Below are 12,523 nucleotides of genomic sequence, written 5' to 3'. Positions count from 1 at the left end.
AGCGGTCGGTGAGGCGGGTGTGACGGCCGGTGGGCCGAAGTTCAGGCTGAGTCCCGGACGACGAGCGTGGTGTCGAGCCAGCGCGGAGCGGTCGTCCGGCCGGCGATGAGCTCCATGACGAGTTCCGCGGCGACCCTGCCCATCTGCTCCAACGGCTGACGGACCGAGGTCAGCGGTGGCTCCGCGGTTGCCGCGACGACCGTGTCGTCGAACCCGACGAGCGCGATGTCGTCCGGGACCGTGCGGCCACTGGCCTCGAGGACGCGCATCGCTCCGACCGCCATGAGGTCCGAGCCCGCGAAGACGGCGTCGAGGTCCGGGTACCGGGAGAGCAACCGAGCCATGGCCGACGACCCGCTCGGCATGGTGAAGTCACCTCGGGCGACCGCACGGGTGTCGAGGCCGCGTTCGGTGAGGACGTCTCGCCAGCCTCGGACACGGTCGCTGGACGCGGCCATGTCGGCGGGGCCCGAGATGACGCCGATCCGCGTGCGGCCGAGCGCGATCAGGTGTTCCGCGGCGAGCCGACCGCCGGCGTAGTTGTCGGAGTCGACGAAGGTGACGTCCTCCGTGTGCTCACCCATCGGGCGGCCGACGAAGACGATGGGGAGGTCCACCGAGGCGAGCGCCTGGGTGATGGTGCTGATCTCGTGCTGCAGGATCACCACCGCCCCGTCCACGTAGTGCGCCGCCAGGTAGGCGACGAGCGCGTCGAGTTGGCGCGGGTCGGCGAGGAAGAGCGCGGGCTGCTGGGCCGCCGACAGGAGCGCGGCGGTGGCGCCCTTGAGCGGTGCCGCGACGAACGATCCGGAGAAGGGTTCGAGCTCACCCGCCGCGAGGACGATCGCGACGGCGCCCGTCCTGCCCCCGGCGAGCGACCGGGCTGCGACATTCGTGCGGTAGGCCAGTTTCGCGGCCGCTTCGCGCACCGCGACGACCATCGAGGCGTCGACCGTCGAGGCACCGGCGAGGACCCGCGACGCGGTCGCTCGGGAGACGCCGGCCTCTCGGGCGACGTCGACCAGGGTCGGTTTGCGCATCCTCGCTCCTTTGCGATCGTCCACCTGCCGGTGGTCTGGCAACGAGCATCGCAGAATCTGAGAGAGCGTTCTCCGAGTTGCGCAATATTGCCCTGGTGCCGCGGAACCCCGCTGCCTATGGTGATCACCACGCCCGAACGGTCCGGATGCTCCCCGATCCAGTCGACATCGGCGCGAGCCGGAGAGCGATCTCCGGCCGGTGACCGCAACGTAGCGCGACACCGCGGAACACGATCCCGCATAGGAGGGGGATTTCCAGTGAGATTCCGTCTTGCAGCAGCAGCAACCGTCACCGTCATGGTCGGCGCCCTGGTCACCGGTTGTTCCGGGTCCGGCGGCGGCGATGACAAGACCTTCCAGTTCTGGTCCTTCACGGGCATCAACCAGAAGGCCGATGTCGAGAAGTACAAGGAAGCGCACCCCGACATCACCGTCAAGCTCACCGAGGTCGGAAGCACGCAGGAGACCGCCCAGGCGCTCACCGCGGCGTTGGCCGGCGGTAAGGTCCCCGACCTGGTGCTCATCCAGGGGGACGACATGCCCAACTTCGTCGCGAACCCCGACAACTTCGTCGACCTGAGCACGATGGGCGCCGACGACATCTCCGGGGACTACCTGCCGTGGGTCTGGGACCAGGCCGTGGCTCAGAACGACGCCGTCATCGGGGTACCGACCGACGTGGGCGGGATGTCGATGGCGTACCGTGCCGACCTCTTCGAGGCCGCCGGCCTGCCATCGGAACCGGACGCGGTCGCTGCGCTCTGGCCCACCTGGGACGACTTCATCTCCGTCGGCCAGCAGTACGTCGCCGCCACCGGGAAGCCGTTCCTGGACAACGCCGGCACCTCGGTCTTCTTCCAGACCGTGAACCAGGTCGACGAGAAGTACTACACGCCGGAGGGTGAGCTCGTGTACGACACGAATCCGCAGGTGAAGGAGGCGTTCGACATCTCGATCAAGGCGATCGAGGCCGGCATCACTGCGAACGTCCCCGCCTTCTCCACCGGCTGGAGCACGGGCAAGACCAACGGCGCCTTCGCCGCGATGGCGGCTCCCTCCTGGATGCTGAAGAGCATCAAGACGGACGCGCCCGACACCTCGGGCCAGTGGCGCGTGACGACGGTGCCCAAGGTCGCCGGCAACTGGGGCGGCAGCTACCTCGCCATCCCGAAGCGCGCGGCGAACCCCGAGGCGGCGTGGGCCTACATCAAGGAGATGCAGTCACCCGAGTCGCAGCTGCAGAACTTCACCGACACCGGCGCCCTGCCCAGCACGGTCTCCGCGTACGAATCCACGGCGATCGCCGACTACACCGATCCGTTCTTCGGCGACTCGAAGATCGGTGCCGTGCTCGGCAAGTCCTTGCAGGAGTTCAAGCCGTTCTTCAACGGTCCGGAGACGGCGACGATCGGTTCGGCGATGATCAACACCGTGACGGACGTCGAAGCCGGCAACACCCCACCGGACAAGGCCTGGGACGTCGCGATGAAGGCCGTGAAGGACGCCCTCGGCGGCTGACCCGACGGCCCCGTCCACTCGTCCGCTCCGACCCGGGGCGTTCCGGCCGAGCAACACGCCGGAACGCCCCTGAAGGATCATCGTGACCACGCACATCACTCCACCTCGGCTGCTGCCCAAACAGTCGCCACCCGGTATCGGGACGCGCATCCGCAACACCCTGCCGGAACGCTTCGCCCCCTACGTCTACATCGCCCCGTTCTTCCTGATCTTCGCCGTCTTCGGGCTGATCCCGCTCCTGTTCACCTTCGTCGTGTCCCTCTTCGACTGGAACCCGATCGGTCAGCAGACCTTCATCGGCTTCGACAACTTCACCAGGCTCGCGGCCGACCCACGGTTCTGGAACGCGATGCTCAACACCTTCGCGATCTTCATCATCTCCACGGTGCCGCAGCTGGTCATCGCCCTGGGCCTCGCCCATCTGCTGAACCACGTCCGCCTGCGCTTCGCCACGGGGTTCCGGATGGCGATGCTCGTGCCGTACATCACCTCGGTCGCCGCGACCACGATCGTGTTCGCCCAGCTGTTCGACCGTGACTACGGGCTCTTCAACTACCTCATCAGCTTCTTCGGCGGTGACCACGTCGACTTCCTCAACGACAAGGTCGGCTCGTGGTTCCTCGTCGCGCTCATGGTCGTCTGGCGGTGGACGGGCTACACCACGCTGCTCTACCTGGCGGCACTGCAGGCGATCCCTCGCGACGTGTACGAGGCGGCCGCCGTCGACGGTGCCGGCGGTTGGAAGCAGTTCGTCTACATCACCATCCCGTCGTTGCGTCCCATCATCGTGTTCACGATCGTCACGTCGACGATCGGCGGGCTCCAGGTGTTCACCGAACCACTGCTGGTGAACCCGGCCACCGGCCTCACCTGCGGTGCGGCACGACAGTGCCAGACGCTCACGCTGTTCCTCTACGAGCAGGGCTTCGGCCAGTTCGAGTTCGGATACGGCTCGGCGATCGGCGTCGCGCTGTTCGTGATCGTCGTCCTCGTCGCCCTGCTGAACTTCTTCCTGTCCACCCGCACCCGAGGAGGACGCTGATGTCCGAGACGCTCAACTCCACCCAGCTGATGGCGAGCGCGACCTCCGCCGGCCGGAAACGGAACGGCGGCCGGATCGGCCGCATCCCCTGGTACACCTACGTCCTCCTCGTGTGCGCCGTCGTCGTGAGCATGTTCCCGCTGTACTTCATGTTCGTCGTCGCGACCACGGACTCGGCGACGGCGACCACCCTGCCACCGCGGCTGTACCCGGGCGACAACCTGTTCCACCTCGTGGGGCTCGTGCTCGAGACCGTGCCGTTCATCCAATCGATGATCAACAGTCTCATCGTCGCGCTGTCGATCGGCGTCGGATCGGCCCTGCTCTGCGCCCTGGCCGGGTTCGCCTTCGCGAAACTGGAGTTCCGCGGCCGCAACGCACTGTTCATCCTCGTGGTCCTCACCATGACCGTGCCGACGCAGCTGAGCGTGATCCCGCAGTACCTGATCATCTCCGCGCTCGACTGGGTGGACACGCTTCAGGCGCTCATCGTCCCCGGCCTCGCGAGCGCGTTCGGCATCTTCTGGATGCGTCAGCACATCTCGAGCTCCGTGAGCGACGAGCTGCTCCAGGCCGCGAGACTCGACGGTGCCAACACCTGGCAGATCTTCTGGCGGATCGTCTTCCCGGTCATCCGACCGGCGGCGTTCGTCCTGGGACTGCTCGGCTTCGTCGGATCGTGGAACGACTTCCTCTGGCCGTTCATCGTCCTGAAGTCGCCCGAGATGTACACGGTCCAGATCGCGATCAAGGCCCTGCAGTCGCAGCGGTCGATCGATCTCGGCCTGGCGATGGCCGGGTCGTTCCTGGCCACCATCCCGCTGCTCATCGCGTTCATCTTCGTCGGCAAGCGCATGGTGACCGGGATCATGGACGGAGCGTTCAAGGGATGACCGTGCAACACGACGGCGTCACGCCGACCACGTCGGGTATCGTCCGCGGCGTCTGGAACGACCGACGGGCGTCACCTGACGAGCGGGCGCGAGCACTCCTCGATGAGATGACCCTCGAGGAGAAGGTCGGTCAGCTCGGTTCGGTCTGGTTCACCGAGACGGCGGGCGACTTCGCGCCGAGCGTGGACGGCTCCGACGACCCGGCTGCGCCGACATCGGCGCCCACCGGCGACTTCACGGGTGGCCTCGGGCAGTTGACGCGCATCTTCGGGACCGAACCGGTGACGGTGGCCGAGGGCGTCGATCGCCTGCGGGAACGGCAACGGCAGGTCGTGGCCGGCAACCGGTTCGGCATCCCCGCGATCGCGCACGAGGAGTGTCTGACGGGGTTCGCCGCGTTCGGTGCGACCGCCTTCCCGACGCCGCTCGCCTGGGCCGCCTCGTTCGACGAGGAGCTCGTGGAGCGGATGGCGGAGGCGATCGGAGACGACCTCCGCTCGGTCGGGGTCCATCAGGGGCTCGCGCCGGTCCTCGACGTCGTCCGGGACTACCGCTGGGGCCGGGTCGAGGAGACACTGGGAGAGGACCCCTACCTCGTCGGCCAGCTCGGCGCCGCGTACGTGCGTGGTCTCGAGCGGTCCGGGGTCGTGGCGACGGTCAAGCACTTCGCCGGCTACGCCGCGTCCCGAGGCGCGAAGAACCACGCCCCGGTGAGCATGGGGCGCCGCGAGCTCGCCGATGTCGTGCTTCCGCCGTTCGAGACGGCGATCCGGCTCGGGGGAGCGCGAAGCGTGATGAACGCCTACACCGATCTCGACGGCGTCCCCGCCGGTGCCAGTGTCGAATTGCTCACCGACATCCTGCGCGACGACTGGGGTTTCGACGGCACCGTCGTCGCCGACTACTGGGCGATCCCGTTCCTCGCGACCATGCACCACGTCGCGAGCGGTGCGGCGGAAGCCGGCGCGCTCGCCCTCACCGCCGGGATCGACGTCGAGCTCCCGGAGACCGCCGGCTACGGCGCCGGTCTCGTCGGGCTCGTCCAGGACGGGGCGCTCGACGAGCGGATCGTGAACCGGGCCGTGCTCCGGCACCTGCGGCAGAAGATCGAGCTCGGCCTGCTCGACGGGGGTCCGCTCGTGCCGGAGCACGCCGCATCGACCGATCTCGACGGCCCCCGCAACCGCGCGATCGCGACGCGTCTGGCCGAGGAGTCGGTCGTCCTCCTCCGGAACCGCGCCATGCTCCCGCTCCGGCCCCCAGCGCGCATCGCCGTGATCGGGCCGGCGGCCGACCAGTTCCGCAGTCTCGTGGGCTGTTACGCATTCCCCAACCACGTGCTGTCGAAACACCCCGGGCACGATCTCGGCATCACCATCCCGACGATCCTCGACGCGGTGCGTACCGAGTTCCCCGCGGCGGACATCGTCGTCGAACCGGGATGCAGCATCACCGAGACCGGTCAGGAGGATGTTCCGGCCGCCGTCGAGGCCGCCCGTTCGGCCGACGTCGTCGTGCTGGCCGTGGGCGACATCGCGGGCCTGTTCGGCGATGGCACGTCGGGAGAAGGCTGTGACGCCGAGGACCTACGCCTCCCCGGGGGCCAGCACGACCTCGTGCTCGCCGTCCTCGCGACCGGGACGCCCGTCGTCCTGACCGTGCTGTCCGGGCGACCCTACGCGCTGGGGGACTACGGCCGGGCCGATGCACTGGTCCAGGCCTTCTTCCCCGGCCAGGAGGGCGCGGCGGCCGTCGCGGGGCTGCTGTCCGGCCGCGTGCGGCCGAGCGGACGGCTCCCGGTGCAGATCCCTCGTTCACCGGCCATGCCGGGCACCTACCTGCAACCGCCGCTCGGTCTGGCCTCCCGCGGGATCAGCGTGCTCGACCCCACGCCGCTCTTCCCGTTCGGTCACGGCCTCACCGCCGGGGACGTCCGCTACCGATCGCTCACGAGTGCAGCGGAGCTCGCCGTCGACGGTGAGGTCCTCGTCGACGTCACCGTCGAGAACATGGGTGTCGAGGACGCCGTCGAGGTGATCCAGCTCTACGGCATGGATCCGGTGGCCTCGGTCGTGCGCCCGTCGATCGAGCTGCTCGCGTTCGCACGCCTCACGGTCGCTGCCGGGACGTCGGCCACGGTGCGTTTCTCGGTGTCGGCCGACCGCTTGTCCTTCACCGGGGTCGACGGCCGCCGGGTGGTCGAACCGGGGACGTACGTGCTGTCCGCCGGGCCGTCGGCACTCGAGCGTCCACTCACCCACACGATCGAGGTGACCGGCAGCCGGCGGGAGCTGGTCGGGCCGCGCGAGCTCCGCGTGGACTGGCGGCCCGTCGGTGCGGGCGCGAGGAAGGCCTGACCATGCCGTTCGTCCCGATCTCCCAGGTCACGCTCACGGGTGGGCCGCTGTTCCAGGCGCAGGAGGCCGACCGTGCCTACCTGCGAGCCCTCGAACCCGATCGCCTGCTCGCCCCGTTCCTCCGCGAGGCGGGTCTCGAGCCCCGGGCTCCGTCCTACGACGACTGGGAGGTGCGCGGCCTCGACGGCCACACCGCCGGACACTACCTCTCGGCCTGCTCCCTGATGGTCGCCTCCACCGGGGACGACGTCCTGCGTTCCCGGCTCGAGTACACGGTCGCCGAACTGGCCCGCGCACAGGACCATCTGGGGACCGGATACGTCGGTGGTGTCCCTCGGAGTGCCGAGCTCTGGGCCGAGGTCGCAGCGGGGATCACCGAATCGACCTTCCGTGCCGGGCGCTGGGTGCCCTGGTACAACCTGCACAAGCTGTACGCCGGGCTCATCGACGCGGCCCGCTTGACGGGGGACCACGCGGCACGTGATGTGGTCCTGCGCCTCGCCACCTGGTGGGAGGAGCTTGCCGCGGGGATCGACGACGAGCACTTCCAGCTCATGCTCGAGACCGAGATCGGAGGGATGAACGAGGCGTACGTCGACCTCTTCGACCTCACGGGCGACCCCCGACATCTCGCGATGGCCGCCCGCTTCACATCCGTCGCCCTCAGCGAACCGCTGTCGCGCCGGTCCGACGAACTGACCGGCCTGCACGCCAACACCCGTATCCCGCAGTTCGTCGGCTTCGCCGCCCTCGCCACGCGGAGCGACGATCCGGCCCTCGCCCGCGCGGCCCGGTTCGCCTGGGAGACGATCCTGACGCGGCGCACGGTCGCGATCGGCGGCAACAGTGTCCGGGAGCACTTCCATGCCATCGACGACTTCACCCCGATGACCGAGGATCGGGAGGGGCCGGAGACCTGCAACAGCTACAACCTCATCAAGCTGGGCCGACGGCTCAGTGCCGACGACTCCGACCCGGCGATCACCGACGCGCTCGAACGGATCCTCTTCAACCACCTCCTGTCATCGCAGCACCCCGAGCACGGCGGCCTCGTCTACTTCACCTCCATGCGACCCGACCACTACCGCGTCTACTCCTCGCCGGAGCACAGCTTCTGGTGCTGCGTCGGGACCGGTCTGGAGAGTCACGCGAAACACGGCGAGTCGCTGTACCGGTTCGACGACGACACGGTGTCGGTCGAGCTCTTCGCGCCCTCCGTCGTGCGGATCCCGGAACTCGGTCTCGAGCTGCAGCAACGGACGGCCTTCCCGTCCGACGGCGTGGTCGGACTCACCCTCGGGCTCACCGGCTCGCGGCGGTTCCGGCTCCGCGTCCGGGTCCCCGGGTGGAGTGATCCGACACCCGAGATGTTCCTCAACGGCGCTCCGGTGACCGCCGAACGCGAACGCGGCCATCTCGTCGTGGAGCGTGAGTGGAGCGACGGCGACACCGTGTCGTTCGAGCTCACCATGAGCGGTCGTGCGGAACCGTACCCGGACGGCTCGGACTGGATCTCGCTCCTCTGGGGTCCGTCCGTCCTGGCGGCCCGTGGCGAGTCGCTCCCGACCGGCGTCGTGCTGGCCGATCGGCCGCACGCCCCGCACACGGCGGTCGGCCCGCTCACCCCGCTCGCCTCGGCACCGATCGTCACGCGGACGGCTGTGCCCTACCGGGACGCCGACGGGCGACTCCGGGTCGACTCGGACCGAGGACCGATCCCGTTGGAACCGTTCGCAGGCCTGCACGACGCGCGGTACACCGTCACGTTCCCCGTGGCGTCGTCGGCGGACGAGGACGCCGTCGACCGGCGCCGCACCGCCTTGGTCGAGCGGGACCGACGCGCCGCGAGCATCGACGGACGGACGGTCGACCGGGTCGCTCTGGGCGAGCAGCAGCCGGAGGCGGATCACGGGTTCGAGGGGCGCTCCAGCGTCAGTGGCGCGGTGGGTGGGATCCGCTGGCGGAGCACGGCCGAGCGTCTGTCCGTGAGGCTCGTCGATCCGCATCTCCTCGGCCGGGTCGTCAGAGTAACCTGGCTGCACGATCAGGCGGGCCACGGTTTCACCCTGGAGATCGACGGTACGCCGATCGCTCCGCGGGAGGTCGGGCGAGACGACGACCTGGAGTGGGCGGAGTACCCGCTGACACCCACCAGCGCCGGGTGGGGTGTCCGGCGGTTCGCGCTCGTCGCGCAGCCGGATTGCGAGACCCCGCGGTGCACCGAGCTCCGAGTGCTGACCGCAGAGGGCGCCTGACCACCGGTACCGGCGCACACAGCACCCCGGGATGCGGGAGCATGGAGCCATGACGACGACGCCGGAGCGGGACGATCTCAGCGTGACGCTCGCGGACGTCGCCGCGAGGTCGGGATGCTCGGTGTCGCTCGTCTCCCGGGTGCTCGCCGGGAAGCGCCATGCATCCCCGGACACCAGGGACCGCATCCTCGCTGCAGCGCACGACCTCGGCTACGACCGCGCAGCACAACGTCGCGGGCGACCTCGCTCGGTCCCGCGCCTGCTCGACCTGGCGATGAGTCAGTGGGACGACCCCTGGGCGAACACGGTCGTGACGAGTGTGCGGCGGGCGGCCGCTGCGGCGAACTACGATCTGGTGCTCACGCCGGAGAGCGAGTCGATGGTCGACGACTGGCCCAGTCGGGCACGTGCGCGGGGATCGGCCGGTGTCGTCGTGTGCCTCATCCGTCCCAACGTGTCCCAGCTCGACATCCTCGCCTCGGCCAACATCCCCGTCGCGCTCCTCGATCCGCGTGCGGAGCCGGCGCGGAGCCTGCCGAGCGTCGGGTCCACCGACTGGCAGGGCGGCTTCGACGCGGGTCGGCATCTCGCACGGCGGGGGACACGTCGGTTCCTCATCATCACCGGCCGACCGAAGTACCGGTTCGGCCGTGCGAGGGAGGCCGGTTTCCGAGCGGCGGTCGAACGGCACGCCGACGGGGCGACGGTCGAGGAGATCTCGTCGCCCTGGTCCTCGGAGAGTGCGTTCGTCTCCGTGCGCAAGCTGCTCAGGCAGGGCGGGCTCCCGATCGGCGTCTTCAGCTGCAACGACGAGATGGCCTACGGCGTCTACCGCGCCGCTGAGGAGCTCCAGCTCCGCATCCCCGACGACATCAGGGTCGTCGGCTTCGACGACCTCCCGCAGTCCAGGTTGATGCCGCCGCCGATGACGACCGTGCGCCAGCCGATGCGCGCGATGGCCGCGCGTGCGGTCCAGCTCGTCCTCGAGGCGGAGCCCGGGACGGACCCCGGGGACCGCGCGGAGTTCCCGACCGAACTCATCGTCCGCGCCTCGAGCTGACGCGGACGCGGACGCGGACGCGGGAGAATGGTCGCCATGACGGGACCATCGGATACCGAAGACGTGTCGACCGCGCACTCGAGCGTGTCGGCGTGGATGCGGGCGCTCGGCACGGCGACCGGGAACCCCGGCGGCGGGGCCGCATCCGGACTCATGCTGGCGATCGCCGCAGGCCTCACCGCGATGGTCGCCGGCTACACCCGAACCACGCACGCCACCGAGGACGCGAGCGGGCGGGACTCGGCCGAGGCCGAGGCGACGATCGCCGCACTCCGCGCTCGCGCTGAGGCACGCTCCGAGCTGGCGCTGCGTCTGGCCGACGAGGACGCCCACGCCTCGCGAGCGTTCGGCAGCGCCTTCCGTCTACCGGCCGGCGTCGGACGCGACGAGGCGATCCGTGTTGCGTCCATCGAGGCGGCCGCGGCCTCGGCGCGGCTGGGCGAGCATGCCGTCGACGCGATCGACGATCTCGCCTGGCTGACCGAGCACGGCAACCCGGCGTTGATCGCCGACGTGGCGGTGGCGATCGGTGCACTCCGCGCGGCGATCACGGGAGCGCGGACCAACGTCAGCTTCGATCTCGGTTCGGTCCGCAGCGCACACGGCTCCCTCGAGGAGATCCGAGCCGACGAGCCGCGCCTCTGGGAACTCGTCCCCGTGTTCGACCGCGCCCTCGAGCGGATCGACCGGCTCGCGGCGTCGATCGACCCCGAGGCCGCTCCCACCGACGCGGCGTCGTAGCCGGTGGTCAGCGCCCGCCGGGGCGCGCAGCCGGGCCGCTCGGAACCCGGACGATCAGGGCGTGGTGCAGGTTCCTCAGCGAGACCGAGATCACCGAACCGTGCGAGTCGCCGTCCAGTTGGATCTCCTGCGGCTCCTCGAGTCTGAGGTGCATCGTCCGCGCCTGTGCGTAGCTGATCGCGCGTGCCTTCGGCGAGAATCGTCCGACCAGTCGGCCGAACCGCGTGCGGTGCAGCATCCGGTTGAACGTCAGACGGTAGCCGATGTTCCCCCAACCCGGACCCTTGCCGGGGCGCAGCATGACGGCATCGAGGAGGCCGTCGTCCACGACGGCGTCCGGGAGCAGCAGGACCCCGCCGGTGAGCGTGCCGGAGTTCCCGACGATGATCGTATGCGCTCGGGCGGCCGCCTCCGGACGGTCGTCCAGTCGATAGTGCAGATCGAACTGCCGGTTGCCGATGATGCTCCGCGCGATCGGATCGGAGTAGGCGAGCCAGCCGATCCGTCGCTTCAGCCGCTCATTGGTGTGGCCCGCCATGTGCGCGTCGAGGCCGATACCGGCCATGACGAGGAAGACCTCGTCCCGGTTCGTGCCGTCGCTGCGCCCGAGACTGACCTGACCGACGTCGACCACCTGGTCACGCCCTGAACAGGCGATGTCGACCGACCGCTTGAGGTCGCCCAACGGCAGGCCGAGCGCTCGGGCGAAGAGGTTCCCCGTTCCGGCCGGGACCAGCCCGAGGGGGATGCCGGTGGAGGCGATGGCCTCGGCGGCGACCCGCAGTGTCCCATCGCCTCCGGCGACCAGGATGACCGAGGGCGCCGAGGCGATCGCGGCTGCGGACGCACCCCGGCCGTCGTCGTCGGCGCTCGTCTCGTGCCAGGTGGAGGGTGCCAGTCCGTGCGTCGATTCAGCGGCTGCGACGGCCGAGCGGAGGACCTTGATGTCGACCTTGGAGGGATTGACGACGACGGCTGTGCGTCGACGTCCGCGTTCGGCTGGTGCATCGTTCACAGCGTCAAGGATAGGAGGCACCGGCTCGGAACCAGCGGTGGACGCGAGCCGTGCCGCGGGTTCGTGAGACGCTTGCCCCATGGACCTCGAGGTGTCGCCCGGACTGACGATCCCAGCAGCCGAGCTGCAGTGGCGTTTCTCCCGGTCGTCCGGCCCGGGCGGACAGCACGTGAACACCTCCGACAGCCGTGTCCAATTGACGTGGAGTGTGGCCGAGTCGGCCGTCCTCACCGACGAGCAACGAGACCGACTGCTCGACCGGCTCGGCGCTCGGCTGGTCGGCGGAGCCATCACCGTGACCGTCTCCCGCGAGCGATCGCAGCTCCGGAACCGCGAACTCGCACTCGAAGCGCTCGCGACGCGCATCAGGTCGGCCCTCGCGCCGCCGGCGCCGACACGCCGGCCCACGCGTCCGACCCGCGGATCGGCGCGGCGCCACCTCGCCGCGAAACAGCAGCGGAGCGCCACCAAACAGCAACGACGACGTCCCTCCGACGACTAGCGGGTCACCACGTCGCCTCCCGCAAGGGCGTGCGTCGGACGGTCCGGTCCATTAGCGTTCCCGAGGAGCGCACCCGTCGACGCCCTCGTCGTGCGCGAAC

The 12,523-nt window shown here is 69.7% G+C and carries 10 protein-coding genes; 8 read left to right on the top strand and 2 right to left on the bottom strand.

The genetic code is table 11. From position 1 onward, the window contains the following. Positions 1-41 precede the first annotated feature (41 nt). Positions 42-1,040, bottom strand: a complete 999-nt coding sequence (locus tag AC4PMY_RS18935; protein ID WP_071260028.1) for a LacI family DNA-binding transcriptional regulator — start codon at positions 1,038-1,040, stop codon at positions 42-44. A 258-nt stretch (positions 1,041-1,298) separates the two neighbouring features. Between AC4PMY_RS18935 and AC4PMY_RS18930 the strand changes: the two genes are divergently transcribed. The 7 genes from AC4PMY_RS18930 (at position 1,299) to AC4PMY_RS18900 (ending at position 10,906) form a co-directional block, all read left to right on the top strand. Continuing rightward, positions 1,299-2,558, top strand: coding sequence for an ABC transporter substrate-binding protein (locus AC4PMY_RS18930; RefSeq protein WP_158596573.1), 1,260 nt, complete (start codon positions 1,299-1,301; stop codon positions 2,556-2,558). Between the two features lie 82 nt (positions 2,559-2,640). Next, positions 2,641-3,600 carry a carbohydrate ABC transporter permease gene (locus AC4PMY_RS18925; protein ID WP_064293740.1) on the top strand — a complete coding sequence of 320 codons (960 nt, stop codon included), beginning with the start codon at positions 2,641-2,643 and terminating at the stop codon, positions 3,598-3,600. After that, positions 3,600-4,493, top strand: a complete 894-nt coding sequence (locus tag AC4PMY_RS18920) for a carbohydrate ABC transporter permease (RefSeq protein ID WP_079002436.1) — start codon at positions 3,600-3,602, stop codon at positions 4,491-4,493. Before AC4PMY_RS18925 ends, AC4PMY_RS18920 begins: the two co-directional genes overlap by 1 nt. Further along, entirely contained in the window at positions 4,490-6,850 is a 2,361-nt protein-coding gene (locus AC4PMY_RS18915) for a beta-glucosidase family protein (protein ID WP_491623391.1), read from the top strand. The genes AC4PMY_RS18920 and AC4PMY_RS18915 overlap by 4 nt, the downstream gene beginning before the upstream one ends. Before the next feature lie 2 nt (positions 6,851-6,852). Further along, on the top strand, positions 6,853-9,105 hold the full coding sequence (locus AC4PMY_RS18910) for a beta-L-arabinofuranosidase domain-containing protein (RefSeq protein WP_491623390.1): 2,253 nt from the start codon (positions 6,853-6,855) through the stop codon (positions 9,103-9,105). Between the two features lie 49 nt (positions 9,106-9,154). After that, positions 9,155-10,165 carry a LacI family DNA-binding transcriptional regulator gene (locus AC4PMY_RS18905; RefSeq protein ID WP_158596572.1) on the top strand — a complete coding sequence of 337 codons (1,011 nt, stop codon included), beginning with the start codon at positions 9,155-9,157 and terminating at the stop codon, positions 10,163-10,165. Between the two features lie 36 nt (positions 10,166-10,201). Continuing rightward, complete coding sequence (locus AC4PMY_RS18900) at positions 10,202-10,906, top strand: cyclodeaminase/cyclohydrolase family protein (protein ID WP_491623389.1); 705 nt, start codon at positions 10,202-10,204, stop codon at positions 10,904-10,906. A gap of 7 nt (positions 10,907-10,913) precedes the next feature. Here AC4PMY_RS18900 and AC4PMY_RS18895 read toward each other — a convergent pair whose 3' ends face one another. Beyond that, on the bottom strand, positions 10,914-11,921 hold the full coding sequence (locus AC4PMY_RS18895) for a diacylglycerol/lipid kinase family protein (protein WP_491623388.1): 1,008 nt from the start codon (positions 11,919-11,921) through the stop codon (positions 10,914-10,916). Between the two features lie 79 nt (positions 11,922-12,000). On the opposite strand from AC4PMY_RS18895, the gene arfB reads away from it, so the two are divergent. After that, positions 12,001-12,423 (top strand): alternative ribosome rescue aminoacyl-tRNA hydrolase ArfB, encoded by a 423-nt coding sequence (gene arfB, locus AC4PMY_RS18890; protein ID WP_121290790.1) that lies wholly within the window; start codon positions 12,001-12,003, stop codon positions 12,421-12,423. Positions 12,424-12,523 lie beyond the last annotated feature (100 nt).

It is taken from the genome of Plantibacter sp. MDV22-iso1, from assembly GCF_058408345.1.
Note: the sequence above shows the minus strand (reverse complement) of the source record. Positions and strands in the feature narration are given on the sequence as shown.